Here is a 24,421-nt window from a genome sequence, read left to right on the forward strand (position 1 = left end):
TAACAACCTAAGAAAACCTTATGGTTGTCCACAGTGTTCCGGGACGCGGAAGAACCCGAGAAGATCTCAACCCCGCATGTCACCGGTACCCGTGACAGAGGCGACAGCGACCGCGCGCGGGTCGGTCAGCCGGGCAGGTGTTCCAGGCGGGCGAGGAACTCGCGCTGGGCGGCGACGATCCGCGCCCCGGCGTCCGACAGTCCGAACCACCCGACCCGGTCGAGCTCCGGGAACTCCCGGACCACCCCGGAACCCTTCGGCCACTCCATCGCGAACGTGCCCGGCACAACGTCGGCCGGGTCCAGGTCGCCCTCCAGCGCCCACACGGTCACCACCTTGCCCCCGGCCTGCCGGACCTCGCCCAGCCCGACCAACTCCCCGGCCGGGACCGGCAGGCCCAACTCCTCCCGGAACTCGCGGCGGGCGGCGGCGAGGGGCTCCTCGTCCGGCCCGTACTCCCCCTTGGGTATCGACCACGCGCCGGCGTCCTTGCGGGCCCAGAACGGGCCGCCCATGTGCCCGAGGAGCACCTCGGTGGTGCCACCGACCCGGCGGTACAGCAGAATCCCGGCACTTCGCTTCTCGGCCACGGCCTGATTCTGCCCCCGGGACGGCACCGCCACCGGGAACGGCGCGACACCGGCGCGTGCGACCCGGCCCAGACGAGGCCGTCGATCGGACCTCCGTGCCGAGTGCCCGAGGTTCCCTGGGGCGTCCTCGACCGCGCGGTGCGACCATGGGAGGCATGTTGATCAAGGTGTGTCTCAACGGGGCCCGTCGACTGGGCGAGCACCCCGGGCTGCCGGTCACCCCGGCGGAGCTGGCCGACGCCGCCCGGGACGCCGTCGCCGCAGGTGCCGGGGCCGTGCACCTGCACGCCCGGGACCCCCGGGGCGCGGAGTCCCTCGTGGCCGCCGACATCGGCGCGGCCGTCCGGGCGGCACGCGACGCGTGCCCCGGCATCCCGGTCGGCGTGTCCACCGGGCTGTGGATCACCGCGGGCGACGAGCGGGCCCGGCTGGCCGCCGTCGCGGCCTGGTCGGAGCTGTCGGGATCCGATAGGCCGGACTTCGCGTCGGTCAACCTGTCCGAGCCCGGGTTCGCGACGCTCGCCGAGGCGCTGTGGACGGCCGGCATCGGGGTGGAGGCCGGCGTCTGGTCGGCGGCCGACGCCGCGGCACTGCGCGCGTCGGGACTGGCCGGGCGGTGCGTACGCCTGCTGGTCGAGATCATCGGCGGGACCGCCGCGGAGGCGCCAGGAGCCGCGCACCGGATCCTCGCCGCACTCGACGGTCTCCCCGGACAGCGCCTGCTGCACGGCGAGGAGGACGCGGCGTGGCCACTGGTCGGGATGGCGGGGCCGCTCGGGCTGGACACCCGGATCGGACTGGAGGACACCCTGGTGGGTCCGGCGGGGGAACCGGTGCGGGACAACGCCGAGTTGGTCAGTCACGCGGTGGCGCTGCTCCCGCACCGGTGATCAGGCGGGCCGTCAGCCGGCGGGGGATCCGGCAACCGGCCGGATCCCCCGTCCGGCCGTAGCCGCAGGCCCGGACGTGGCCCGTGGCCGGTTGGTCTGAGGTACGGGGTGGCGCCTGACCCCTGAGGCGCCACCCCTGTGCCGGGTGAGGTCGCCGCGCTCATCACAGCCCCTCAACTGCGACGGCGTCCGGGCGACCTCCGGCTGTGTGCGCCACAGCCTTGACCTATTTTATCCAACTAACTCATGTTGTAAACACCCAATTCGGTCAACGGTGGAAGTCGACGCTCTCCAGTACCCGGCTCGGGTAGCCGTCGCGAGCCACGTCCAGCATCGCCCGGGCGATCTCCTCGGTCGTCGTGACGTACCTCGGCGCGACGGCGCGCAGCAGCGGGAACAGGGGCGTGGTGACGACGTAGGCCAGCCGGTACCAGCGGGTCTTGGAGCGTTCGCCGTGCCGGGGCTGGATGAAGGCCGGGCGGAAGGCGTACCCGTTCGGGAACAGGGCCAGGACGGCGTTCTCCGTGCGGCCCTTGACCCGGGCCCACATGCTGCGACCCTTCTCCGTGGAGTCGGTGCCGGCCCCGGAGACGTACACGAACGTCAGGTCCGGGTTGAGCCTGGCCAGGGGGCGCGCGGCGGCCATCGTGCCGTCGAACGTGATCCGGGTGTAGTCCGCCTCGCTCATCCCCGCCGAGGTCACGCCGAGGCAGAAGAAGCACGCGTCGTACCCGGCCAGCTGGTCCTCGATCGCCGACAGGTCCGTCAGGTCCGGCCGCAGGATCTCGCGCAGCTTCGGGTGTTCCCGGCCGGTCGGGGTGCGCCCGACGACCAGGACGGACCCGACGTCGTCGGCGAGCAGACACTCGCGGAGCACGCCCTGACCGACCATGCCGGTGGCGCCGAACAGGATGACCTTCATCGTCAACAAGTACCAGAAATTGTCCTAGAACCGGGCCGCACGCCAGCGGAACACAGCCGAGACGCCGTCGGTGACCGCCCGGAGTCGGGCCAACCGCTCGTCCCTGGTCCCCGCCGGGACCGGGCCCGAGGTGCGGACCCAGGCCATCAGGGCCTCGAAGGCCTCCTGGTCGGCCGCCGGGTCGAGGGCCGCCAGGTAGTCGTCCGGGTCCCGCAGCTCCTCGGGGACCACGTGCGCGCGGAGGAACTCCACCACGAGCCGGCGGGCCAGTTCGGCGTCCGTGGCCGGCGGACCGGCCGGGGTCGGGGCCGGTCGGCGGGGCGGGCGGACCGCCGCCAGGGCCAGCACGAGCCCCGCGACGCCGGTCAGTCCCGCGAAGTCGGCGGTCGCCCCGGCCTCCCGCGCCGCGTCCGGCGTGGTCGGGTTGAGCCACCCCGACGGGTCGACCAGCACCGCGACCCGGTCGCCGGTCCGGTGGCGCACCCCGGTCCGGAGCTGGCCGTCCAGCCGGACCCCGTCGGGGCCGGCGAGCGCGTACAGGTGCGGGCCGCCCCGACCGTCGACGCCCACGTCGGCCAGCACCGTGGCCGCGACCCGGTCCCGGTCGCCCGCCAGCAGACCGTCCGCTGTGGCCAGCATGGCCCCGGCCTGGCAGAGGAGCACCAGGGTCCAGCCCGCCAGCGCCCACCCGACCCGGCCGTGCGCCGCGATCCCGACGAACAGCACCGGCACGGACACGAGGGCGAGGACGAAGACCCGCGCCGTGACGGGCAGCCAGGTGGTCCCCGCGCACGTGCCGACGCCCACGGCGGCGGCGATCGCGGCCAGCATCCAGACGACGGGTACGGACCGGGACGACCACATCCCGTCAGTGTGCCCGGGGCCCGCGCCTCGCCGCAGTCCCGTGGTTGGCCGGGGCCGGTCCGGGGTAGGTGGCGCTTGTGTCCACGGTCCTGATCGACGCCGGCGGGGTCACCCTGGACGGGGAGCTGACGGTCCCGGCCGGGGCGGTCGGCGTCGTGGTGTTCGCGCACGGCAGCGGTAGTTCCCGACACAGCCCCCGCAACGGGTACGTCGCCGGGGTGCTCAACGCCGCCGGCTTCGCGACGCTGCTGGTCGACCTGCTCACCCGGGCCGAGGACCGGTCCCCCGAGGCGCGGTTCGACATCCCGCTGCTCGCCGGGCGGCTCGTCGGGCTCGTGCGGTCGGTCCGGGTGTGGCCGGGGCTGGTCGGGTTGCCGGTGGGGCTGTTCGGGGCGAGCACGGGGGCCGCGGCGGCGCTGGTCGCGGCGGGTGCCGGGCTCGGCCACGGTTCCGACACCGGCGGGGGTCCCTGGGCTGGGCGGGCTTCGGACCCCGACGGGAATCCCGGGGGCGGGCGGGTGGTTGCCGGGGAGATCGGGGCCGTCGTGTCCCGGGGCGGGCGGCCGGACCTGGCCGGCGGGGCGCTGGGCCAGGTGACGGTGCCGACGCTGCTGATCGTGGGCGGCCGGGATCTGGAGGTGCTGGAATTCAACCGGCGGGCGGCGCGGGAACTCGGCGGGCCGTGCGAGGTGGAGGTCGTGCCCGGGGCGACCCACCTGTTCGAGGAGCCGGGCGCGTTGGCGCGGGTCGCCGACCTGGCGGCGGCGTGGTTCGCCGACCGCCTGCGGTGAACGCCGGCGCGAGGCCGCACGTGGGGTTCGCCGGCGCGCGGGGACCGGCGGTGATCCGGAATCCCGGTAGCCGCATCGGGCGCACGCGGCCCTCCGCGGCGGAAAACCCCAGTGGCGGCCGTCACATCGGGAACACCGGGGCCTCCCACGAACTTGAGCCGAAGAGACTCATGTTTACGTGATTACAGAGGTGACCTCATGGCTACACTTCCCGTCCTGCCCCTGGCCGAGTCGGTGCTGCTCCCCGGCATGGTCATCCCCGTCACGCTCGACGCGGCCACCCAGGCCGCCGTCGACGCGGCCCGTGCGGCCGGCGACGACACCCTGCTCGCCGTCCCGCGCCTCGACGGCGACTACGGCCCGGTCGGCACGATCGCCGTGATCGAGAAGGTCGGCCGGCTGTCCAGCGGCGAACCGGCCGCCGTCATCCGGGGGCTGGCCCGGGGCAAGATCGGCTCCGGGGTGCCGGGGCCGGGGGCAGCCCTGTGGGTCGAGGTCGCCGAGGTGACCGAGCCGGAGGCGACGGAGAAGGCGCGCGAGCAGGCCCGCGAGTACAAGACGATGCTGGTCGCTCTTCTGCAGCGCCGCAGCGCCTGGCAGGTCATCGACGCCGTCGAACGCATGACGGAACCGGCCGAGCTGGCCGACTCCGCCGGCTACGCGCCGTGGCTGTCCGTCGAGCAGAAGGCCGAGCTGCTGGCCGCCGTCGACGTCGGCGACCGGCTGGACAAGCTCACGGCGTGGATCCGCGACCACCTCGCCGAACTCGACGTGTCCGAGAAGATCAGCGAGGACGTGCGCGAGAGCGTCGAGAAGACCCAGCGCGAGTTCCTGCTCCGCCAGCAGCTCGCGGCGATCCGCAAGGAGCTCGGCGAGGACGAGCCCGAGGGCAGCGCCGACTACCGGTCCCGGGTGGAGGCCGCCGACCTGCCGGAGAAGGTGCGCGAGGCGGCGATCCGCGAGGTCGACAAGCTCGAGCGCGCCAGCGACCAGTCCCCGGAGGCCGGCTGGATCCGGACCTGGCTCGACACGGTGCTGGAGATGCCGTGGACGACCCGGACCGAGGACAACACGAACCTGCGCCAGGCGCGCGAGGTGCTCGACGCCGACCACGCGGGGCTGGAGGACGTCAAGGACCGCATCCTGGAGTACCTGGCGGTGCGCAACCGGCGGGCCGCGCGCGGCCTGCAGGTGGTCGGCGGGCGCGGCTCCGGCGCGGTGCTGGCCCTCGTCGGGCCGCCCGGGGTGGGCAAGACCAGTCTCGGCGAGTCCGTCGCGCGGGCGCTCGGCCGGAAGTTCGTCCGGGTGTCCCTGGGCGGCATCCGCGACGAGGCGGAGATCCGAGGCCACCGGCGTACGTACGTGGGCGCGCTGCCCGGCCGGATCGTCCGCGCCATCCGGGAGGCTGGCTCGATGAACCCGGTCGTGCTGCTCGACGAGGTGGACAAGCTGTCGGCCGGCTACGCCGGGGACCCGGCCGCCGCGCTCCTCGAGGTGCTCGACCCGGCGCAGAACCACACGTTCCGCGACCACTACCTCGAGGTGGACCTCGACCTGTCCGACGTGCTGTTCCTGGCCACGGCGAACGTCGCCGACACCGTGCCGGGGCCGCTGCTGGACCGGATGGAGGTCGTCACCCTCGACGGGTACACCGAGGCGGAGAAGGTCGCCATCGCCCGCGGGCACCTGTGGCCGCGGCAGCTCGACCGGGCCGGGTTGACCGGTGAGGACGTGTCGGTGACCGACGAGGTGCTGGGGTTGCTGGCGTCGGAGTACACCCGGGAGGCCGGGGTGCGGCAGCTCGAACGGGCGTTGGGGCGGGTGCTGCGGAAGGTGGCTGTGCGGTTGTCCACCGATGAGGCCGGGGAGCCGGTCACGGGTGACGGCGGGGACGGCTCGGGCGGCGTCGTCGACGGCTCGGGTGGGATCGGCTCGGGCCGTGAGGGCGGCTCGGGCGGCGACGCAGTCGGCTCGGGAAGTGGTGACGGTGCGGTGGTCGGCGGTGCGCGGGCCGAGGTGACCGTGGCCAACCTGAAGGACTACCTCGGCCGGCCCCGGTTCACCCCGGAGTCCGCGGAGCGCACGGCCGTGCCCGGCGTGGCGACCGGGCTCGCGGTCACCGGCGCTGGCGGCGACGTGCTGTTCATCGAGGCCACGGCCCTCGCGGACGGCGAGCCGGGGCTGACCCTGACCGGTCAGCTCGGCGACGTGATGAAGGAGTCCGCGCAGATCGCGCTGTCCTACCTGCGGTCGCACGGTCCGGAACTCGGCGTCGACCCCGCGGCGCTGCACCGCCGTCTGCACCTGCACGTCCCCGCCGGCGCGGTACCGAAGGACGGGCCGAGTGCCGGGATCACGATGGTCACGGCCCTCGCGTCGCTGGCCACCGGCCGACCGGTCCGCCCGGAGATCGGGATGACCGGCGAGGTCACCCTCAACGGCCGGGTACTGCCGATCGGCGGCGTGAAGCAGAAGCTGCTCGCCGCGCACCGGGCGGGCCTGACCGAGGTGATCGTCCCGGCCCGCAACGAGCCGGACCTGGACGACCTGCCGGCGACGGTCCGCGACCAGCTGACGATCCACGTCGTCGCGGACGTGGCCGACGTGGTGCGGCTGGCGCTGCGGCCGGTGGAGGCGGGGACGCTGGCGAACGCGGCCTGACCGCACCGAAGTGGCACGTGGTGGCGACACTCCTGCGGGGTGTCGCCACTCGGCGTGTGGAGGAGGCGGGGCGCCGCCCGGGCCCGGTCCCCGGGTACCTTTGCCCGCACCAGCCAGAGCGGAGAGCCCATGGATTTCGTGCTTCCCCCGCCGACCGGGCCGCATCCGGTGGGCGTGACCGACGTGCACCTCACCGACCACGGCCGCCGGGACCCGTGGCTGGCCGACGGTCCCCGCGAGCTGATGGTCAGCGTCTGGTACCCGGCCCGGGACGTCACCGGGTCGCCCCGGGCGCCCTGGCTGCCGGCCGGCGCGGCGGAACCCTTCGACGCGCTCGTGGGGGCGGAGGGTGGTGTGCCCGCGGGTACCGTGGCATGGGTTTCGCCCACCGCCGGCCATCTCGACGCTCCCGCCCGCCCGGCCGGCCCGGTCGTGCTGTTCTCCCCCGGGCTCGGGATGGGGCGCGGCACGACGACCACGCTGGTGTCCGACCTGGCCAGCCACGGCTACACGGTCGTGACCGTCGACCATCCCGGGGAGGGTTCGCCGGTGCGGTTCCCGGACGGTCGGGTGCGGGTCGACGGGACGCTCACGGCCGAGGTGGCGTCGGACCAGGAACGGATGGCCGACCACATCGGGCGGGCCCTCGACGCCCGGATCGCCGACACGGCGTTCGTCCTGGACACGCTGGAGCGCACCGGACTCGCCCCGGACCGGTCGACTCCGGACCCACGGGGCGGCGTCGGAATCGACCGGGGCGCGGGAGGCGGTCCGGCGTTCGGTGCGGGGGCCCGGTTCGCGGTCGGCATGTTCGGGCACTCGCTGGGCGGGACCACGGCGTGCGAGGCGGTGGCCCTGGATCCCCGGATCGTGGCCGGGGCCAATCTGGACGGTCCGCTCGGCGCGTCGCCGACGAACCCGATGCCGGCGGAGCATGTCGACCTGCACGGGCACGACCGGCCGTTCCTGGTGCTCGGGGCGTCGCTGTCCCGGTCGGACGGCGCGGGCGGGTTCCGGACCCGCAGCCACGCCCCGGGCTGCGATCCGGGGTGGGCGGACTTCTGGTCCCGGCATCGCGGCTGGAAGCGGGATCTGACGCTGGTCGGCGCGGCGCACCACGGCTTCACCGACTTCCAGTCGATCTATCCGCAGCTCGCCGGTCCGCTGGGCCTGGCCGGGCCCGGCTACGAGCGGGTCGCCGGGACGGTCGACCCCGGCCGGGCCGTGGCGGCCCAACGCGCGTGCCTGCTGGCCTTCTTCGACCGGTTCCTCCGCCCCGCGCCGGCCGCCAGCCTGCAGGCCCCGGACGCGAGGCCAGGGTCCCCGGTCACCGGGCCGAACGGACCGGAGGGCCTCCTCGACGGCGCCACCACCGGATGGCCGGAGCTCATCCCAGTGCCGTGACCCGGCCCGCCGCGACTCCTACAGTGGACTGATGACATGGACGATCCGGGCCGGCGGACCGGCCGACGTTCCCGCCGTGCTGGCCCTGCTGGACGCCGCCGGCGAGTGGCTGGTCTCCCGGGGCCGCACCGGCCAGTGGGGCACCGCCCGCCAGTCCACCAGCCCCCGACGCCTCCGCCAGGCCGAGAGCTGGGGCCGGGACGGCGGGCTGTGGCTGATCGAGCTCGACGGGGTGCCCCTCGGCGCGTTGGTGCTCGGCGAGGTGCCGGCGCAGCTGCCCCCGGCCACCGTCCCGGAGGTGTACGTGCTGCTGCTCGTGACCAGCCGCGAGCACGCCGGGCTCGGGATCGGCGCGCGTCTCCTGGACCACGCGGCCGGCCTCGCGGCGGAACGGGGCGCGACCCGGCTCCGGCTGGACTGCTACGGCGGCGACGACCGCGCCCTGGTCGGCTATTACGAGCGCCAGGGCTTCACGCCGGCGGAGCTGGTGGAGTTCCCGCTGCCGACGGGCGTGCTGTGGCCGTGCCAGGTCCTGGTCCGGGAGCTGTAGGGGTCGTCAGGCCGCGCGGGCCGCACGCCAGCGGGCCACGACCTCGTCCTCGTCGAGGGTGTGCACCACGATCGGGGGGCCTTCCACCGCGCCCCGGCGCACGTCGAGGATCCGGGCGTTGAGGTCGGCAACGATGCCGCGCACGGCCCGTTCCGAGTGCTCCTTCACCAGGGTGTCCATGATGTCCTCGGCCTCCTTGCGCAGGGCCAGCGCCGGCGGGCCGACGAAGGTCAGCTTCTCCCGGCGCATGTACTCCCGGACCCACCAGTTCTCGTCGTAGTGGGTGCCGAGGTTCGGGATCGGCTTGCCGGCACCGGGCAGGTTCGCGAACTCGCCGCGCTCCTCCGCCTCACGGATCTGCTGGTCGACGCGCATCTCGTGCCTGTCGGGCATGGGTCACCACCTCCGTCGGGTACCCCCGATTCTATGCGAAGTCCTCAGATCGCACCGTCCCGGATGATCTCCACCGGATCGCAGGCGCGCGCCACCGGTGGAGGGAAGGGTCCGCGGCCTCCGCCACCGGCCGGAGCGCGAGGCCGGTGGCGGTCGGCGGATCGCTAGGCGGTGGCCGCCCGCAGGTCGTAGGTGTCGAAGGCGACCATGGACTCGATCACCCGGTCGTCGCGGAGGATCATCCGGTCGATGCCCTCCCATGTGGCGGGCCGGCCGCCGACGGTGGCGCTCGCCTGCCAACTGATGAAGCACAGGTCGCCGTTGAACGCGTGTCCGGTGACCCGCAGGACCAGGTCCGGGAACCGCTGGAGCATGCCGGCGATCCGCGCCTCCCAGACGGGCAGCCCGCGCAGTGGCTCGTCGACGGCCGGCCAGTTCATGACGATGTCGGGGTGCGCGATCGTGTGCACGCCGGCCGGGTCCGGCTTGGCCCAGAAGTCGGACCAGCGCTGTACGAAGTCCATCGGATTCCCACTTCCATACTTGAGGTACGTACTTGCAGTACGGAAACTACATACCCATAGTATGTAAGTCAAGAGGGGGTGCCATGAGTCGACGAACGCAGGCCGACCGGACCGGCGAGACCACCACCGGGCTGCTCGACGCCGCCGCCGCGCTGTTCGGCCGTGACGGTTACGCCGCCACCTCGATCGACGAGATCGCCCGGGTCGCCGGCGTCACCAAGGGCGCGGTCTACCACCACTTCGAGGGCAAGCCGGGGCTGTTCCGCGCCGTGTTCGTCCGCCAGGAGCAGCTGCTGGCCGACGCGCTGGCCGGGGCGGCGGCCGACGCGCCGGACGCGTGGGCCGCGGTGCGGGCCGGCTGCCGGGCGTTCCTCCGCGCGAGCCTGGACCCGGTGGTCCGCCAGGTGATCGTGCTCGACGGCCCGGCCGTGCTCGGCTGGGAGACCGTCCGCGACCTCGAACGCGAGCACACCCTGGCCATGATGCGCCGGGGCATCGCCGCGGCGGCCGACGCCGGGCTGGTGCGGCCGGGCGACCCGGAGACCCGGACCCACCTGCTGCTCGGCGCGCTGTGCGAGGCGGCGCTGCTGATCGCCCGCTCCCCCGATCCGGCGGCCACCCTGGCCACAGTGGACACAGAGGTCGAAACCCTTCTCGACGGGTACGCCACGTGAGCCGCCTCGTCACCGCGCACACCGCGGACCTGGACACCGACACGCTGGGCGCGGCCCGGGCGCTGCTCTATGACGTGTTCGACGACATGACCGAGCACGACTGGGAACACTCGCTCGGCGGCGTGCACGCCATCGTGTGGGAGGGCGACGCCGTGATCGGGCACGCCGCGGTCATCCAGCGCCGGATCCTGCACGGCGGCCGGGCCCTGCGCGCCGGCTACGTCGAGGGCGTCGCCGTCCGCGCCGACCACCGGGGACGCGGCCACGGCGCCACCATGATGACGGCGCTGGAACGCGTGGTCCGGTCCGCGTACGACCTGGGCGCGCTCGGCGCCACCGACGAGGGTGCCACCTTCTACGCGGCGCGCGGCTGGCACCTGTGGCGCGGCCCGACATCGGCGCTCACCCCGACGGGCGTGACCGCCACCCCCGACGCCGACGACTGTGTGTACGTCCTCCCCGGCGGAGTCCCGCTGGACCTGGACGCGGCCCTGACCTGCGACTGGCGCGACGGCGACGTCTGGTAGCCGCCGGCCGGTGAGACGCTGTCTGGTCAGGGGCGGGTGATCTCCGGGTGCGCGGCGATGATCGCGTCCGCCGTCTCCGCCAGCCGGGGCAGATAGGCCAGCACCTCGGCCGTCCGTCGCGCGAGGTCGGCCCCGGTCGCCACTCCGAGGTCCGCCGTCAGCTCCCCGAACGCCGGGGCCAGCCGCTCCCCCAGTTCGGGCGCGTCGGCGGCGAGGATCGCGTGGCACCGGGCGAAGGTGGCCGCCGTCCAGAACACCGTCTCGCGGTGCAGCCCCCGGTCGATCAGCGTCCGGCTGGCGTCGATCGCGATCGGCCGCGCCGCCGGGGTGATGTCGGAGCTGAACGGGAACCGGGTGCGCGCGACGGCCGCCGCCGCGTCGAACGTGTCGGCGAGGGCATCGAGGTGCCGCCGGGCCGTGGCCGCGGTCATCGTGGCGCAGCCGAGCAGTTCCAGCAGCTCCGGGTACCCGTCGGAGAGGCCGTAGTCGGCCAGCACGCCCCGGACGGCCAGGTGGCGCAGCCGGACCGTCGGGTTGCGCAGCGCGGCGACGAGCAGGACGTGCGCCGTGCACGCCGTGGGGAACAGCCAGCCGGTGACCCGCGCGTGCCAGGGGGCTGCCGGGTCCTGGCGCCGCAGGCTCTCGGCGACCGCGACGTCGGCGCACCGGCGGCGGACCCAGTCCTCCCGGGCGAACTCGACGGCCACCCGGCGGTGCAGGGCGCGCAGGTGGCCGGTCGGGTCGGCGATCACGGTGTCGGTCCGGAACGGGCCGGCCAGGTGGTAGCGCCCCAGCACCTGCTCGGGCGTCGCCAGGCCCGCTGCCGGCAACGGGCTGATCTCCAGGAGGGCGCCGTGGTACTCGAACTTGCCCACCTTCGCGCCCGGCTCCTCGACGACGAGGAACACGTCCACATCGGACCCGGCGGGGACCGGCGCGTCGTCGGGCAGCGCGACGGTGGAGCCGCCGAAGTAGGCGCCCAGGAAGCCGGGTTCCGGCGCGGCGTGCCGGGTCACCCAGTCGACGGCCGCGGCCCGCGCGGCCCCCGCCGTCATCGGACCCGTCCGCGCGCCGGGTTCGGAGCCGGTCGGCGCGCCCCGGTCGGGGGTGGGGGTCACGGGGTGCCGGCCAGGGTCGTGCGGGCCGCGGCCGCGAGGTAGGTCAGGAGGGACGCCGTGGCCGGCGGGTCCGGGGGCGTGCCGTGCACGGCGGCGGTGACCAGCCGCGCGTCGCCCGGCAGCCGCTCGATCCGCACCCGGGGGTCGCGGTGCGCCGCCAGGGCCAGGCCCGGCAGGGTCGCGACGCCCAGACCCGCGGCGACGAGGGCCTGCACGGCCACGTAGTCGTCCGTGGTGAACGCCAGGTCCGGGTGGAAGCCGGCGTCCGCGCAGGAGCGCACCAGGTGACCCCGGCACCGTTCGCAGCCGGCGATCCACCGCGACCCGGCGTGGTCGGCGAGCCGGTCGCCGGGCACGTCCGCCGGGGCCACGAGATAGAGGGGCTCGCTGAGCAGGGCGGTCTGCCGCAGGCCGTCGTCCTCCGAGGAGGAGATCCCCGGGTACCCGAAAAGGAGCGCCACCTCCACCTCCCCCGCCCGCAGCAGCCGCACCGCCTCGGGCGGCTCCGCCTCGGCGAACCGCAGCTCGACCTCGGGGTGCTCGGCCCGGAACGCCGCGGCGGCCCGCGGCACGAACGTGCCCAGCGCCGACGGGAACGCCGCGAGCCGGACCCGCCCGGCGCGCAGCCCGGAGTACGCGGCCAGTTCCGCCTCCGCCGCGTCCAGCCGGCCGAGGATCTCCTCGCCCCGCTCGGCGAGCATCCGGCCGGCGTCGGTGAGCCGCACGCCCCGGCCGACCCGCTGGACGAGCTGGCTGCCGGTCTCCGCCTCGAGCCGGGCGAGGTGGTGGCTGACGGAGGGCTGGGCGTAGCCGAGCTCGCGGGCGGCGGCGGTGACCGAACCGTGCCGGGCGACGGCGGCGAGGACCCGCAGGCGGGTGACGTCGAGCATCGCCCCAAACTATCAATGAGATTGATGGGTTGCCACTCCAACTGGCATTGGACTGATGTGTCGGTGCGGCCGCACTCTGGGGACATGGAAGCAGCACCCACCTTCGCCGACGTCCTCGCCGCCCGGGAAGTCCTGGTCAGACACCTGCCAGCCACCCCGATGTGGGCCTATCCGGCCCTCGACGCCGCCCTCGGCGCGACCGTGTACGTCAAGCACGAGAACGTCCAACCGGTCGGCGCGTTCAAGGTCCGCGGCGGGCTGACCCTGCTCGCCGGGCTGACCCCAGACCAGCGCGCCCGGGGGGTGGTCACCTACTCGACCGGCAACCACGCCCAGTCGATCGCGTACGCCAGCACCGCACACGCCGCGCCGTGCACGGTCGTGATGCCGGCGGCGGCGAACGAGGCCAAGGTCCGCGCCGTCCGGTCGCTCGGCGCGACCGTCGTCCTGCACGGCGCCGACATCTCCGACGCCCAGGCGCGCGCCGAGGAGCTGGCCGCCGCCGGGGGCGGGCTGCTGGTCAGCCCCGGGGACACCCCGGCCCTGCTGTCGGGGGTCGGCACGGCGTTCCTGGAGATCTTCGAGGCCGTGCCGGACCTCGACGCCGTCCTGGTACCGGTGGGCAGCGGCACCGGCGCGGCAGCCGCCTGCGTGGTGGCCGCGGAGCTCGCCCCGCGCTGCCGGGTGATCGCCGTGCAGTCCGCGGCGTCGCCGGCCGGGCACGACTCGTGGCGGGAGGGCCGCTGCGTGCGCCGGCCCAACCGGACGGTGGTGGACGGGCTGGCGACGGGGCGCGGGTTCACGCTGCCGCAGTACCTGATGCGGGAGCTCGCGGACTTCCACCTGGTCACCGACGCGCAGATCGCCGCGGCGGCCCGGCTGCTGGCCAGTCACGCGCACACCCTCGCCGAGGGGGCGGGGGCCGCGGCGCTGGCGGCCGTGCTGGCCCGGCCGGCGGAGTTCGCCGGTCTGCGGGTGGCCGTGGTGTGTTCGGGCGGCAACGCCTCGCCGGCGGAGGTCGCCGCGCTCGCCGGAAGCTGAGACCGCCTCCCCCGACGTGATGTGGCTCTCTTATGGCCCGAGTGTCCCGCTCCCGACGCTTCGGGCCCCGCAGCGCTCGCCCCGGCTGGTTACCATCACTACGCTCCCCGAGAACGAAAGAGGCACGATGGCGAAGATAGGCTCCTACACGTTGCGTCGCGCCCTGGCGCGGTCCACGGTCGCGGAGGCGTGGCTCGGCACCGACCCGGCCGGGCAGGGGTTGACCGTCGTGGTCCTGGACGACTCGGCGAAGCGGGACAACGGCAAGCGGTCGAGCTTCCTGTTCGCCATCAACTTCATCGAGCGGTCCGAGGCGTCCTCCTACCAGGTCATCGGCACGGACACCACCGCGCGGCGGCCCTGGATCGCGTTCGCCGGCGAGGGCGAGGAGGGGCCGCGCCAGTTCTTCGGCGCGATGGGCATCCACTACACGCCGGTGGAGGGCACACAGCTTCCGCCGTCCCGCGACGACACGACCATGGTGCACCAGTTCTCCCCCACGCCCCCGCCGGAGCCGAGCACGGTGGTGCACCAGCTGCCGGTGCAGCCTCCCCGGCAGCGGGCCGACGCTCCGGCCGACGGCGGGGCGCACTCGCTGCTGCCGCAGCAACCGCAGCACCAGTGGCCGGCGGATCCGGCTCCGGTTCAGCACCAGTGGCACGCGGACACAGCTCCCGCGCAGCACCAGTGGCCGGCCGATCCCGCGCCGGCCCAGCCGGCGGCGTCGCAGTTCCCCCAGCAGCCGATGTACCAGCAGCCGACTCCGCCGGTGCCCCAGCATCCGGATCAGGCGTGGCCCAGCCAGCCGATGGCGGCCCAGCCCATGCCGGCCGAGCCGATGTCCGCGCCGCCGGTGTCGAGCCAGCCCGGCTACGGGCAGCCGGTGTCCGGGGCGTCCGGCTACGGGCAACCCGCGTCCGGCTACGGCCAGCCCGGGTCCGCGACCCCGTCCTTCGGACAGCCCGTCTCCGCGACCCCCGCCTACGGCCAACCGGTGTCCGCGACGCCGACCTACGGCCATCCCGTGTCCGGGGTGCCGGGCTACGGGCAGCCGGTGTCCGCGGTGCCGGCCCCGGTGTCCGGGCCGGCGGGGCCGTACCCGCCGGTGCAGTACGGCTACACCCAGCCCCGGAAGAACTCACGGACCGTGCTCATCGCGTGCCTGTCCGTCCTGGTGCTCGCGTTGCTCGTCGGGGGTGGCGTGATCGCGTACACGACGTTGAAGGGCAAGCCCACCGTCACGGCCACCGCCACGCCGAGCCCCGCCCCGACCGGGTGGACCTCCATGGTGGGCGGCTCCGCCCCCGGCCTCGAACCGCCGGCGGCCGGTGGGTACCCGTCGGCGTGGTCGACGTTCGGGGCCACGGACCGGCCGGTGGCCGTGCCGTCGGCGGTGGATCTCGGCTTCGACTTCAAGGTGCCGGCCGGGTGGAAGTGCCAGCTGCGCACGGACCAGCCGGCGGACCTCGTCCTGTACACCTGTGCGGACCGGTTCCAGGCGGAGCCGGTGGAGGCGGAGATCGAGGTGCAGGCCTGCCCGCCGGGCTGCACCGAGCAGATGCGCACCGACCTGCGGGCGAAGCAGCCGGCCTGGGGTCTGCAGTGGAACCTGTCGGGCCCGAACACCGTCCGGGTCACGTCGGAGAAGGTCCCCGGCCCGAATGGCACGACGCGCTACGGGATCGTGCTGATCCGGTACTGGTCCAGTGTTCCCTCCGGGCCCGTCGACCGGCAGGTCGTGGTGCGGCTGGCCGGCCCCATCAGCCAGGCGAACGCGCTGCAGAAGGTCGGGCACAGCGTGTGGAGCGCCGTGAACTAGCCGGGAACGCGTACGCGAAAGGGGCGGCCCGTAGCGGGCCGCCCCTTTCGCGTGTGTGCGATCAACCAGGCGTGTGCGCGATCAGGCCTCAGCCCGGGGGAAGGGTCGCGCCCTTGTCGTTCTGCAGCGCGGCGAACAGTGCCAGGGCCTTTTCGGTGTCCACCAGGACGACGCTCTGGTCGCCCACCATCCCGGTGCCCTTGTTCGGGCTGGTCAGGAACGTGATGTTGCTGCTCGAGATGCTCCTGAGGTCCATCGCGGTGGACACCAGGTTGAAGTCCTTGTCCGTCGTGATGGTCTTGGCGATGGATTCCAGGAAGGCGGTGAGCTTACCGGGGTTGGCGATGGTCCCGGCGCTGGTGGCCTTGTCGAGAACCCCCTTCACCACCATCTGCTGATGGCGCATCCGGCCGAAGTCGCCGTCGGTCAAGGTCTTGCGGGTCCGCGCGTACTCGAGGGCGAGGTCACCGTCGAGGTGGATCCGGCCCTTCTTGTACACGTTGTTGGGATTGAAGTACGACGTGAACGTGACGTCGTTGTCGATGTCGATGCCGCCCACGGCGTCGACGACGCTCTTGAAGCCCGCGAAGTCGATCACGATCACGTTGTCGATCCGGATCTTCGTGAACGACTCGACCATCCGGATCATCAACGGCAGCCCGCCCTGGGCGAACGCCCAGTTGATCTTCCCCTTGGCCCCGCCGTTGCCGTCGGGGGCCTTGGGAATGTCCACCCAGCTGTCGCGGGGGATCGAGACGATCTGCGCGGTCTTCCGATCCGCGGTCACGTGCGCGACCATGATCGTGTCCGCGCGGGAGCCCGACGTGTCCGGGTCGCGGGAGTCGCTGCCCAGGACGAGGATGTTCATCGACTTGGTGTCGACCTTGGCGGGCCGTTCCGCCTCCACCAGGCCGTCGAAGGCGTCGGTCCGGGTCACGTTCTTGTTGAACGACTGCAGATACCACCACCCGGCGAAGCCGGCGGTGCCGCACAGCAGCGCGAACACGACGAGGCAGATCAACAGGATCTTCCTGGTACGCCGACGCCGGGGCTTCGCGGCCGGTCTCGTCCCGCCGGGCCCGGTCGGGCCGTCGGTGGCCGCCCGGATCGCGCGCGCGTCGATGACCTGGGTGGGCGTGTCCGCCTCCCGGATGGTGCGGGCCGGGCCGTACTCGCCTCCCCGGTGCTCCTGGGCTGCATGGTCCTGGCGGTCGTCCGACTCCTGCCTGCGGTGCCGTCGGCTCCGTCCGGCGTCGTCGGGGCCGCGGTCGGGCGGATGCTGTCCGTCGTAGGGGTGCGACATAGCCGAGAGAGTACAGGGGCTGGCTGTCGACTTTTGCCCCTGAGCTGGTCGCTGTGAGCGACGGATCTCACTGCCACCTTCGTACGGTGTCGGGCGTTCAACCACGGTGCGTGTTCGGTGGACGGTCAGCGTCCGGGGTCGGGGACCCTGGCGACGCCCCGCGCGGCCGGTGGTTGTCCGGGCTCGTCGGGTCGGGTGCGGCGGCGGTCGGCGCGGGCCATCAGGACGACCGCGAGGCCGAGGCCGAGGGCGCCGCCGCCGAGCGATCCGCCGAACAGGGGTGTGGCCCAGGACACGGGTTCCGGCCCGGACGGGGTCCAGCCGACGTCGGTCTGGGTCAGGCGGGCGGTGGCGCCGAGCTCCTTGTCCGGCACCTGGTAGGCGACATACCGGACGAGTTCCTCGGCGATCGTGTTGGCGATGTCCGAGGCCCGCTCCGCGTCGGTGTCGGTCACGACGACCTCGATCCGGTAACTGTCGACCGGCGACCAGGCCTGGACCCGACTGAGGAGTTCCGGGTACGAGTACGGCAGGTCCAACGACTCGATGACCTTGCCCAGGATCTGCAGGCTCATCGCCTTGCCACAGAACGTCTTGGTCTGACGCTGCTTCAACCGCAGCGCCAGCGGAGCGGTGGGGCTCAACGTGGTCGACTTGGTGAACGTGGCGGTCAGGCTGGTCCGCGCCTTGAACACGTCCGGTTCGCGCAGTTCGACGGCGAACAGCAGCCCGGTGGTCAGCACGGCTGTGACGAGGACGATCGGCCAGTACACCTTGAGGGCGCGGAGATAGTCGTGCTTCGGCATGGCTCTCCCGCGGTCTGGCGCCCGAACGGGTCCAGGCTACCCTGGCCGGAGCGCGGTCGGAGTGACCAGCACCGCCTCATCCGATCGGTTGGATTTTGTGGGTGTTTTCCCCACTTCTCAGGCCGCTTTGTCGGTAAAAGTGGCCCGGCGTACCGGCCAGCGGGCCTTGTGGATCTAAGACGCTTCCGGTAGAAAGATCCCCCAGCGACTGCGGGGGCACGGGGCTGAGTTTCCTTTCCGCTTGCCAGTCTTGGACAGCGAACGCTCGGAAAGGATCACCGGTGCCTGAGGTGGGCAAATCCGCCACGGCCGAGGTGCCCGCGGCTGCGGCTCTCCCCACTCGGACCTCCGTCGTAGCCAGACTGTTCTCGCCGGAGCGGTTGTACATGGCCTCGCTCGGTCTGACCGGCTGCGCCGCGCTCATGTCCGTCGCCCTGCCGCCCGCCGACCGGGGTGGCCTGGCCGCGAGCATCGTCAGCGCCACCCTGGGCGCGTCCGTGGGCAGCTTCTCCATCGACACCTTCCTGCTCTCCCGCCCGCACGGCTGGGTTCTCCGGCGCGGGCTGACCTGGCTGTCGACCCTCCTCGCCGGCAGCGTGCTCACCTCCGCGCTGGTCGCGGCGGTGCTGTCCGCCATCGCCGGCATCGGCAGCACGGCGGTCGGCATGGGCGCCGCCGCCGCGCTCACCGTCTTCAACGCGTGCACGGCCCTGGGGCTGCGACTGAAGCACTTCACCGTCGTCTACGCGGTGCGTTCGGCCGGTGGCGTGCTGCTCATCGCCGGGTACGGGACGCTGTACCTGATCGGCGACCTCGACGGTCGCGCCTGGGCCTGGGTGTGGCTCGGATTCCAGGTCTTCATCGCGCTCACCCTGACCCTGATGGTGCTGCGGTGGGGCCGGGGCTTCGGCGGCGCGCAGCCCGTCCCTGCCCAGCCCGGGCCCGGGGACCGGCGTGCGGACCTCGCCGCGATCGGGAAGCTGCACCTGGGCATGTGCGCCCAGATGCTGACGATGCGCCTCGACCAGATCCTGCTCGCCCGGGTCGCCGGCGCCGGGCCGCTGGGCGTCTACGCGCTGGCGGTCGCCGCGATGGAGTTCGCCCAGGCCGGTTCGGTCGTCGCGGCGCAGCGGGTGCTCGCCCACCGTGGGCAGGAGAACATCTCGGGCTCCGGGAAGGCCGTGCTCCGGTCAGCGGCTCCACTGGCCGTCCTCGCCGTGATCGGGCTCGCGGGGATCGGCTGGCTCTCCGACGAGTACTCGAACGCGTGGCTGTACGCCGTGCTGCTGCTGCCGGGCATCCTCGCGGTCGCCACGAGCAAGATCTGGGGCGCGACCCTGCTCAAACGGACCGGGGAACGGGCCACCACCGTCATCGCCCTGATCGGCCTGGCCGCGGCCCTGCCCTGCTTCCTCGTCGTGATCCCGCTCTTCGACGCGTTCGGCGCGGCCGCCGCCGTGTCGCTCGCGTACCTGCTGCAAGCCGTCATCACCTGGCGGTGGCTCCGCCGGTCCCCGTCCACGCCCACGCATGGAGCAATGTAGATATGGACGTCTCGATCGTCGTTCTGGCCTGGGAGGACATCGACCGCACCGCGCAGTGTGTCCGGTCCCTGCCGACCGCAGCCGAGATCATCGTGGTCGACAACGGCAGCTCCGCACCGATCCGGGACGCCGTCGAGGCACTGTGCGGGGAGGTCGGCGCGCAGTACGTCCAGTCCGGCGAGAATCTCGGCTACGCCCGGGGGATGAACCTCGGCGCACGCCACGCCACCAGGACGAACATCATCCTGGCCAACAACGACGTGATCGTGCACAGCGACAGCGTCGACCGGCTGCTGGCCGCGCTGGACGCGCCCGACGTCGGCGCGGCCTTCCCCCAGGTGGTCAACCCGGACGGGAGCGACGAGACCGCTGGCGGCCGCTTCCTCACCCCCGGTCTGGGCATCGCGCACGCCGTCGGGCTGAACCTGCTCGTGCCCCGGCTGCGGATCACCGCCGAGCCCGCGGTCGCCGACTGGCTGACCGGGCCGTTCGTCGTCATGCGCCGGCGGGACTTCGAGGCGATCGGCGGGGTGGACGAGACCTCCTACTTCTACTCCGAGGACCTGCGCCTGTGCTGGGCGGTGCAGCGGAAGCTGGGCATGCGGATCGCCTACATCACCGACGCGACCATCAACCACCTCGGCGACGCGAGCTCCCAGCGCCGGTGGAGCTCCGCGGAGATCGCGCAGCGGCAGACCCGGGAGTTCGTCCGGGCCGCCCGGCAGCTCGGCGGCGGCGGGTCCGGCCGGATCGCGGCGACGGCATACACGCTCGGGGCCCTGTGGCGGGGCCTGTTGGGCAGGGACGCCGTGCGACGCGGGATCGGCCGTGGCGCGCTGGAGGGACTGCGCTCCCGATGAGGATCATGTATGTCTGCACCACCGGCGGCTCCGGCCGTCGGCAACTCGGCGGTGCGGAGCGCATTCTGGTCGACCTGATCCCGGCGCTGGCGGACCGGGGCGTCGAGGTGGTCGCGTACACGCCCGACGACGAGGTCGGCAGGCTGCTGCGGGCGGCGGGCGTGCCGTGGACCGACCTGTCGGCCCGTAGCCGTCTCGACCTGTCCTACGTGCGGGCGATCCGCCGCGAGGTCCGGCGGGTGAAGCCGGACATCGTGTGCTCCCACCTCCTGTCGGCGGCCATGCACTGCCGGGCCGCGCTCGGCGTCGACCTGCGCGGGATCCCGCTCGTGGTCACGCTGCACAACAGCCTCTGGCAGTACCGTGACACTGTGGACGGTTTCCGGGCCCGGGCCAGCGTGCAGTCGAACATCGCCCTCGACCTCCTGATGCGCAGGCTGCGGTCGCACACCACGGTCGCCGTCTCCCAGTTCGAGGCCGACGATCTGGTCACCAAGGGCAAGGTGGGCAACCTCCGGGTGATCCCCAACCCGCTGCCGGCGGACTGGCCGGTGGCGGCCCCGCGCGAGCCCGGGTCCGCCCTGCGGGTGGGCTACATGGGCAGGCTGGAGCCCGAGAAGGGCGCGGACCTCATCGAGCCGACCGCCGCCCTGATGCCCGACGCCACCTTCCTGGTCGCCGGCGAGGGTTCGGTGCCCGTCCGGCCGGGGCCCAACGTCGAGGTGCTCGGCCGGGTGGTCGCCGCAGACTTCCTGCGGTCGATCGACTGCCTGATCGTCCCGTCCCGGGTCGAGTCGTTCGGGCTCAGTGCCCTGGAGGCGCTGTCGCTGGGGGTGCCGGTCGTGCACACCGGAGCCGGCGGTCTGGCCGAGGTGACCCGGCACGCGGCGGGCACCATGGCGGTTCAGGCCGCGCTGGAGCCTGCGGCCTTCGCGTCGGCGATCCGCGAGGCCACGGCATCGTCCACGCCCGCCCAGCGGCTGGGGATCGCCGGACGGTACGCCGAGGAGTACGCCTTCGACCGGTTCGTCGACCGGTGGGAGAGCATGTACCGGACGATTCTCGATGAAGCTCCCTGACGGCCTGGCGGCGAGCGTTCCGCCGTTCGCCATCGGCGCGGTCGCCCTGCTGGCCGTGTATTCGCCCGCGGCCGGCGCCACCGCGGCACTCCTCGTGGGCTGTGTCGCGGCGTACCGGGTCAGCATCTGGCTCGCGGCGTGCGCGGCGGCCTGGGCGGTGGCCTTCCTCGCCGTTCTCGTCCTGCCCGGCCCCTACGACTCCTGGGCCGGCGCGGCGGTCGTGCCCGTGCTGGCCTGCTACGCCGCCTGCTTCCTCGGCGCCTGGGCTGCTACCCGCCTGTTCTGCGCCCGCAGCGACAAGCCCGGCCTGCACCGCCGTTCCGCCCGGTGGGCCCTGCCTCGAGGCCCGGCGGGCGGTCCGGCCCTGCGGTGGCCCCGGGACCGGGTGCTGCTCCTCTTCCTGCTCGGCACGCTGGCCGCCGCGGTCCTGGCGGCCTTCCTCCGGTTCGGCACCACGGTTCCGCCCCTGTTCGCCGACAACCCCGACGTCGCCCGGAGCCTGCTCGCCGGCCGCGCCAGCATCTACGCCGGCCTGCTCTCCGAGGCGTGGACGGTCGGGATGTCGGTCAGCCTGCTGCGTCTCCTGGCCGGCGCGAAACAGCGCCGATGGATCTTCGGGGTACTGACCCTGGTGTTCACCGTCGGCGCGGCCCTGGGCGCGAGCAAGAACTCCGTGCTGATCGGCATCGTCCCCGGCCTGATCGCCGCGCTGTCCGTGCGGCGCACCGGTCGGCAGCTCTCGCCGCGGACCCGGCGGAAACTCGTGTTCGGCATCGTGGGGATCGGCGTCCTCGCTGTCGGCGCGGCGGTCTTCCTCGGCGGCCAGCGGACCCTCGCCGGCCAGGGCGACTTCGAGAACCAGTTCCGGGCGCAGTACGGGAACAACGCCCTGGCGTCGTCGGTCGGTTCGCTCGACCTGTCGCTGAGCGCCTCGGTGGAGACGTTCGGACGGCTGTGGGCACAGCACGAGAACCAGGACCCGGCGTACGGCGGCTACTCGTTGATGTTCTCCGGCTCGCCCGGCCATGCGCTGCTCGGAGCCCGGTCCGAGGGTGAGTTCTACCGGCAGACCTCGCAGCTCAGCGAACCCTTCTTCATGAACACGGCCACGGCGGTGGCGATCCCGCTGATGGACTTCGGGCCTGTGGGGGCAGCCTTCTACCTCGCGCTGCTGGGCGTGGGCGTCGGCCTCGCCGAGTGGAAGCTCGAGCGGTCCCGGTCCCCCGCCGGGCAACTCGGCACGGCCTTCCTCGTCTACTTCTCCGCGTTCGGGATCTACGAGTTCTACCCGGCGGTCCAGCCGTTCTGGATGTCGCTGGCACCAGCCCTGTTCTGCCTCCACCTGGTCGTCAGACGCGACACGAACAAAGGCACCGTACTGTGAGTTCCCGTCCCACGCCCCGACTCTCGGTGATCACCGTGCTCTACCGGTCGGCCGAGATGCTGCGCGAGACACTGCCCACCTGGGTGGCCAGCGGGCAGGGCCTGCCCGTCGAGTACGTCTTCGTGAACAACACCCCCGACGACGGCAGCCTCGAGGTCATCCGGGCCTGTCTCGGCGACGAGGGGTACCGCTACCTGCCCGACCACACCAACCCCGGGTTCGCCGGCGGCTGCAACCGGGCCGTGGCCGCTGTCGACGCCGGGCACGTCATGCTGCTCAATCCGGACGTCTGGCTGCACGGGGACTCACTCGGGCTGGTGCTCGCGGCGATCGACGCCGATCCCTCGTCCCCGGTCGCGGTGGGCATGCGGATGCACGGCCGCAGCTACGTCGGCATCGACCTGCATCCGATCGGCCTGTTCATCGACCGGCCCGCGGACCTGGGCCGGGGTCCGCTCGGCCCCTCCGGCGGCGCGGCGGTGCTGCCCCGGGAGCTCTTCGAGCGCACCGGCGGCTTCGACGAGCCCATGTTCGCCTGGGGCGAGGACGCGGACCTGGCCTTCCGGATGTACGCCGCCGGGGTGCGCACCCGCACCCTCGACCTCGACCTGCCGCACGCCTGGGGGCACAGCGTGGAGGGCGACAGCGGACTCGGCGAGTTCCGCGCCTTCCTGCTCGCCCGCAACCGGCTGCTCGTGGCGTGGCGCAACTTCTCGGTCCCGCTGATGGCGGTCATGCTGCCGCTGCTGGTCCTCACCCACCTGGCGCTCGCCGTGCGCAAGGCCCGGCAGGGTCTGCTCGGGGCCTTCCTGAAGGGCGTGGGCCACGGGCTCGCCCAGGGGCCACGGGCGCGCCGCCGGCGCACCGGCCGCCGTTTCGGCTTCCGCCTGCTCCGCACCTATCTCTCCGCCGGAAGGTCCGCATCATGAACGGGTACGCCGCAGACGCAGCGATGTGGAGCGTCATCACCGTCAGCTACAACTCGGCGGAGACGCTGCGCCGCTGCTGGGACGGGTCCGCGCCGAAGCCGTACCGGTGGATCGTCGTGGACAACGCCTCCTCCGACGACTCCGTCGCGGTCGCCGAGGAGCTCGGCGCCACGGTGATCCGGCTGCCGGCCAATGTCGGGTTCTCCCGCGCCAACAACGCCGGGTTGCGCCACGTGGCGACGCCGTACGTGATGTTCGCCAATCCGGACCTCGTGGTCGACCCCTCGGGCTTCGGCCGGCTCCGGGCGCACCTGGACACGCACGGCGGCCTGGTCGCGCCCCAGCTGCTCGGCACCGACGGCCAGCTGCAGCCCAACGGCCGGGGCTTCCCGTACGTGACGGCGAAGTTGGGCAACCGGAAGCTGTGGCCCTTCTCGTCCCTGCACGCCGGGTACCGGATCGTCCCCGGGCCGGGCGAGGCGCGCTGGGTCGCCTGGGTGATCGGCGCGGCGGTCGGCGCGCGCACCGCGGACTTCACCCGGATGGGTGGCTGGAACGAGCGGTTCTTCCTCTACTACGAGGACGCCGAGGTATGCCTGCGGGCGTGGGCGAACGACATGCCGGTCGCGGTGCTGGGCGACGTGCGCTGGACCCACCACTGGGGGCGTGCCACGAACACCTTCCGCTGGTCGCGGGCCCACAGTCTGGAGCTGAAGGCCGCGAGGACGTTCTACGGCATGTACCCGGAATTCGTCCTCGGTGTCCCGGGTGCCCGACGCCGGCACCGGCTCGCCGCCGCCCATCAGGGGACCCGGATCTCCCTCTCCCCGAAGGGGCCCGTGTCCCCCTAGGATCTCC

Annotated in this window: 24 protein-coding genes; 15 read left to right on the forward strand and 9 right to left on the reverse strand. The window is 73.3% G+C overall.

What is annotated here, in order from left to right; translation table 11 throughout:
* Window positions 1–125: 125 nt before the first annotated feature.
* Complete coding sequence (locus IW245_RS19200) at window positions 126–590, reverse strand: NUDIX hydrolase (RefSeq protein WP_197004551.1); 465 nt, start codon at window positions 588–590, stop codon at window positions 126–128.
* A 155-nt stretch (window positions 591–745) separates the two neighbouring features.
* Here IW245_RS19200 and IW245_RS19205 point away from each other — a divergent pair, with 155 nt between their 5' ends.
* The gene (locus tag IW245_RS19205) at window positions 746–1,480 is read left to right on the forward strand and encodes a 3-keto-5-aminohexanoate cleavage protein (RefSeq protein ID WP_231398859.1); all 735 of its coding nucleotides are present in this window, start codon (window positions 746–748) and stop codon (window positions 1,478–1,480) included.
* A 268-nt stretch (window positions 1,481–1,748) separates the two neighbouring features.
* Here the strand turns inward: IW245_RS19205 and IW245_RS19210 are convergent, their stop codons facing one another.
* Window positions 1,749–2,402 (reverse strand): NAD-dependent epimerase/dehydratase family protein, encoded by a 654-nt coding sequence (locus tag IW245_RS19210; RefSeq protein WP_197004552.1) that lies wholly within the window; start codon window positions 2,400–2,402, stop codon window positions 1,749–1,751.
* A gap of 24 nt (window positions 2,403–2,426) precedes the next feature.
* Window positions 2,427–3,266: a hypothetical protein gene (locus IW245_RS19215; RefSeq protein WP_197004553.1), complete on the reverse strand. Its 840-nt coding sequence runs from the start codon at window positions 3,264–3,266 to the stop codon at window positions 2,427–2,429.
* A gap of 68 nt (window positions 3,267–3,334) precedes the next feature.
* Between IW245_RS19215 and IW245_RS19220 the strand changes: the two genes are divergently transcribed.
* From IW245_RS19220 to IW245_RS19235, 4 genes are all read left to right on the forward strand, one after another.
* Complete coding sequence (locus tag IW245_RS19220; protein WP_197004554.1) at window positions 3,335–4,057, forward strand: dienelactone hydrolase family protein; 723 nt, start codon at window positions 3,335–3,337, stop codon at window positions 4,055–4,057.
* A gap of 198 nt (window positions 4,058–4,255) precedes the next feature.
* On the forward strand, window positions 4,256–6,718 hold the full coding sequence (lon, locus tag IW245_RS19225) for an endopeptidase La (protein ID WP_197004555.1): 2,463 nt from the start codon (window positions 4,256–4,258) through the stop codon (window positions 6,716–6,718).
* A gap of 129 nt (window positions 6,719–6,847) precedes the next feature.
* Window positions 6,848–8,122: an alpha/beta hydrolase family protein gene (locus IW245_RS19230; protein WP_197004556.1), complete on the forward strand. Its 1,275-nt coding sequence runs from the start codon at window positions 6,848–6,850 to the stop codon at window positions 8,120–8,122.
* A gap of 31 nt (window positions 8,123–8,153) precedes the next feature.
* Window positions 8,154–8,672 (forward strand): GNAT family N-acetyltransferase, encoded by a 519-nt coding sequence (locus IW245_RS19235; protein WP_197004557.1) that lies wholly within the window; start codon window positions 8,154–8,156, stop codon window positions 8,670–8,672.
* A 6-nt stretch (window positions 8,673–8,678) separates the two neighbouring features.
* Here IW245_RS19235 and IW245_RS19240 read toward each other — a convergent pair whose 3' ends face one another.
* Window positions 8,679–9,065 carry a DnaJ family domain-containing protein gene (locus tag IW245_RS19240; protein ID WP_197004558.1) on the reverse strand — a complete coding sequence of 129 codons (387 nt, stop codon included), beginning with the start codon at window positions 9,063–9,065 and terminating at the stop codon, window positions 8,679–8,681.
* Window positions 9,066–9,229: 164 nt separating this feature from the next.
* Window positions 9,230–9,589, reverse strand: a complete 360-nt coding sequence (locus IW245_RS19245) for a nuclear transport factor 2 family protein (RefSeq protein ID WP_197004559.1) — start codon at window positions 9,587–9,589, stop codon at window positions 9,230–9,232.
* 83 nt (window positions 9,590–9,672) lie between these two features.
* Between IW245_RS19245 and IW245_RS19250 the strand changes: the two genes are divergently transcribed.
* Both IW245_RS19250 and IW245_RS19255 read left to right on the forward strand, forming a co-directional pair.
* Window positions 9,673–10,263, forward strand: a complete 591-nt coding sequence (locus tag IW245_RS19250) for a TetR/AcrR family transcriptional regulator (protein WP_197004560.1) — start codon at window positions 9,673–9,675, stop codon at window positions 10,261–10,263.
* Window positions 10,260–10,790 carry a GNAT family N-acetyltransferase gene (locus tag IW245_RS19255; RefSeq protein ID WP_197004561.1) on the forward strand — a complete coding sequence of 177 codons (531 nt, stop codon included), beginning with the start codon at window positions 10,260–10,262 and terminating at the stop codon, window positions 10,788–10,790. The genes IW245_RS19250 and IW245_RS19255 overlap by 4 nt, the downstream gene beginning before the upstream one ends.
* A 26-nt stretch (window positions 10,791–10,816) precedes the next feature.
* Here the strand turns inward: IW245_RS19255 and IW245_RS19260 are convergent, their stop codons facing one another.
* Both IW245_RS19260 and IW245_RS19265 read right to left on the reverse strand, forming a co-directional pair.
* Window positions 10,817–11,908: a hypothetical protein gene (locus IW245_RS19260; RefSeq protein ID WP_197004562.1), complete on the reverse strand. Its 1,092-nt coding sequence runs from the start codon at window positions 11,906–11,908 to the stop codon at window positions 10,817–10,819.
* Window positions 11,905–12,798, reverse strand: coding sequence for a LysR family transcriptional regulator (locus tag IW245_RS19265; RefSeq protein ID WP_197004563.1), 894 nt, complete (start codon window positions 12,796–12,798; stop codon window positions 11,905–11,907). The genes IW245_RS19260 and IW245_RS19265 overlap by 4 nt, the downstream gene beginning before the upstream one ends.
* Window positions 12,799–12,882: 84 nt before the next feature.
* Between IW245_RS19265 and IW245_RS19270 the strand changes: the two genes are divergently transcribed.
* Together IW245_RS19270 and IW245_RS19275 are read left to right on the forward strand one after the other, a co-directional pair.
* On the forward strand, window positions 12,883–13,839 hold the full coding sequence (locus tag IW245_RS19270) for a threonine ammonia-lyase (protein ID WP_197004564.1): 957 nt from the start codon (window positions 12,883–12,885) through the stop codon (window positions 13,837–13,839).
* A gap of 127 nt (window positions 13,840–13,966) precedes the next feature.
* Window positions 13,967–15,658 carry a YML083C domain-containing protein gene (locus IW245_RS19275; protein WP_197004565.1) on the forward strand — a complete coding sequence of 564 codons (1,692 nt, stop codon included), beginning with the start codon at window positions 13,967–13,969 and terminating at the stop codon, window positions 15,656–15,658.
* An 88-nt stretch (window positions 15,659–15,746) separates the two neighbouring features.
* On the opposite strand, the gene IW245_RS19280 is transcribed toward IW245_RS19275, so the two are convergent.
* Together IW245_RS19280 and IW245_RS19285 are read right to left on the reverse strand one after the other, a co-directional pair.
* Window positions 15,747–16,961 carry an LCP family protein gene (locus IW245_RS19280; protein ID WP_197004566.1) on the reverse strand — a complete coding sequence of 405 codons (1,215 nt, stop codon included), beginning with the start codon at window positions 16,959–16,961 and terminating at the stop codon, window positions 15,747–15,749.
* 125 nt (window positions 16,962–17,086) lie between these two features.
* Complete coding sequence (locus IW245_RS19285) at window positions 17,087–17,767, reverse strand: YveK family protein (RefSeq protein ID WP_197004567.1); 681 nt, start codon at window positions 17,765–17,767, stop codon at window positions 17,087–17,089.
* A gap of 281 nt (window positions 17,768–18,048) precedes the next feature.
* Between IW245_RS19285 and IW245_RS19290 the strand changes: the two genes are divergently transcribed.
* From IW245_RS19290 to IW245_RS19315, 6 genes are read left to right on the forward strand one after another with little or no spacing between them, the layout of a single operon-like run.
* Entirely contained in the window at window positions 18,049–19,311 is a 1,263-nt protein-coding gene (locus IW245_RS19290) for a lipopolysaccharide biosynthesis protein (RefSeq protein WP_233473136.1), read from the forward strand.
* 2 nt (window positions 19,312–19,313) lie between these two features.
* Window positions 19,314–20,171: a glycosyltransferase gene (locus IW245_RS19295; protein ID WP_197004568.1), complete on the forward strand. Its 858-nt coding sequence runs from the start codon at window positions 19,314–19,316 to the stop codon at window positions 20,169–20,171.
* Window positions 20,168–21,250 (forward strand): glycosyltransferase family 4 protein, encoded by a 1,083-nt coding sequence (locus tag IW245_RS19300; RefSeq protein WP_197004569.1) that lies wholly within the window; start codon window positions 20,168–20,170, stop codon window positions 21,248–21,250. Before IW245_RS19295 ends, IW245_RS19300 begins: the two co-directional genes overlap by 4 nt.
* On the forward strand, window positions 21,237–22,634 hold the full coding sequence (locus IW245_RS19305; RefSeq protein ID WP_197004570.1) for an O-antigen polymerase: 1,398 nt from the start codon (window positions 21,237–21,239) through the stop codon (window positions 22,632–22,634). Before IW245_RS19300 ends, IW245_RS19305 begins: the two co-directional genes overlap by 14 nt.
* The gene (locus tag IW245_RS19310; RefSeq protein ID WP_233473135.1) at window positions 22,631–23,563 is read left to right on the forward strand and encodes a glycosyltransferase family 2 protein; all 933 of its coding nucleotides are present in this window, start codon (window positions 22,631–22,633) and stop codon (window positions 23,561–23,563) included. Before IW245_RS19305 ends, IW245_RS19310 begins: the two co-directional genes overlap by 4 nt.
* The gene (locus tag IW245_RS19315) at window positions 23,560–24,414 is read left to right on the forward strand and encodes a glycosyltransferase family 2 protein (protein ID WP_231398860.1); all 855 of its coding nucleotides are present in this window, start codon (window positions 23,560–23,562) and stop codon (window positions 24,412–24,414) included. The genes IW245_RS19310 and IW245_RS19315 overlap by 4 nt, the downstream gene beginning before the upstream one ends.
* Window positions 24,415–24,421 lie beyond the last annotated feature (7 nt).

The sequence above is a fragment of the Longispora fulva genome (assembly GCF_015751905.1).
In the GTDB taxonomy this organism is placed as follows: domain Bacteria; phylum Actinomycetota; class Actinomycetes; order Mycobacteriales; family Micromonosporaceae; genus Longispora; species Longispora fulva.

What these genes read in the sequence shown, in the direction of transcription:
- IW245_RS19280 (WP_197004566.1), bottom strand. Translation starts at nt 16,961, where the DNA reads ATGTCGCACCCCTACGACGGACAGCATCCGCCCGACCGCGGCCCCGAC.
- IW245_RS19230 (WP_197004556.1), top strand. Translation starts at nt 6,848, where the DNA reads ATGGATTTCGTGCTTCCCCCGCCGACCGGGCCGCATCCGGTGGGCGTG.
- IW245_RS19205 (WP_231398859.1), top strand. Translation starts at nt 746, where the DNA reads ATGTTGATCAAGGTGTGTCTCAACGGGGCCCGTCGACTGGGCGAGCAC.
- IW245_RS19300 (WP_197004569.1), top strand. Translation starts at nt 20,168, where the DNA reads ATGAGGATCATGTATGTCTGCACCACCGGCGGCTCCGGCCGTCGGCAA.
- IW245_RS19215 (WP_197004553.1), bottom strand. Translation starts at nt 3,266, where the DNA reads ATGTGGTCGTCCCGGTCCGTACCCGTCGTCTGGATGCTGGCCGCGATC.
- IW245_RS19275 (WP_197004565.1), top strand. Translation starts at nt 13,967, where the DNA reads ATGGCGAAGATAGGCTCCTACACGTTGCGTCGCGCCCTGGCGCGGTCC.
- IW245_RS19305 (WP_197004570.1), top strand. Translation starts at nt 21,237, where the DNA reads ATGAAGCTCCCTGACGGCCTGGCGGCGAGCGTTCCGCCGTTCGCCATC.
- IW245_RS19270 (WP_197004564.1), top strand. Translation starts at nt 12,883, where the DNA reads ATGGAAGCAGCACCCACCTTCGCCGACGTCCTCGCCGCCCGGGAAGTC.
- IW245_RS19315 (WP_231398860.1), top strand. Translation starts at nt 23,560, where the DNA reads ATGAACGGGTACGCCGCAGACGCAGCGATGTGGAGCGTCATCACCGTC.
- lon (WP_197004555.1), top strand. Translation starts at nt 4,256, where the DNA reads ATGGCTACACTTCCCGTCCTGCCCCTGGCCGAGTCGGTGCTGCTCCCC.
- IW245_RS19210 (WP_197004552.1), bottom strand. Translation starts at nt 2,402, where the DNA reads ATGAAGGTCATCCTGTTCGGCGCCACCGGCATGGTCGGTCAGGGCGTG.
- IW245_RS19245 (WP_197004559.1), bottom strand. Translation starts at nt 9,589, where the DNA reads ATGGACTTCGTACAGCGCTGGTCCGACTTCTGGGCCAAGCCGGACCCG.
- IW245_RS19285 (WP_197004567.1), bottom strand. Translation starts at nt 17,767, where the DNA reads ATGCCGAAGCACGACTATCTCCGCGCCCTCAAGGTGTACTGGCCGATC.
- IW245_RS19235 (WP_197004557.1), top strand. Translation starts at nt 8,154, where the DNA reads ATGACATGGACGATCCGGGCCGGCGGACCGGCCGACGTTCCCGCCGTG.
- IW245_RS19250 (WP_197004560.1), top strand. Translation starts at nt 9,673, where the DNA reads ATGAGTCGACGAACGCAGGCCGACCGGACCGGCGAGACCACCACCGGG.
- IW245_RS19295 (WP_197004568.1), top strand. Translation starts at nt 19,314, where the DNA reads ATGGACGTCTCGATCGTCGTTCTGGCCTGGGAGGACATCGACCGCACC.
- IW245_RS19240 (WP_197004558.1), bottom strand. Translation starts at nt 9,065, where the DNA reads ATGCCCGACAGGCACGAGATGCGCGTCGACCAGCAGATCCGTGAGGCG.
- IW245_RS19265 (WP_197004563.1), bottom strand. Translation starts at nt 12,798, where the DNA reads ATGCTCGACGTCACCCGCCTGCGGGTCCTCGCCGCCGTCGCCCGGCAC.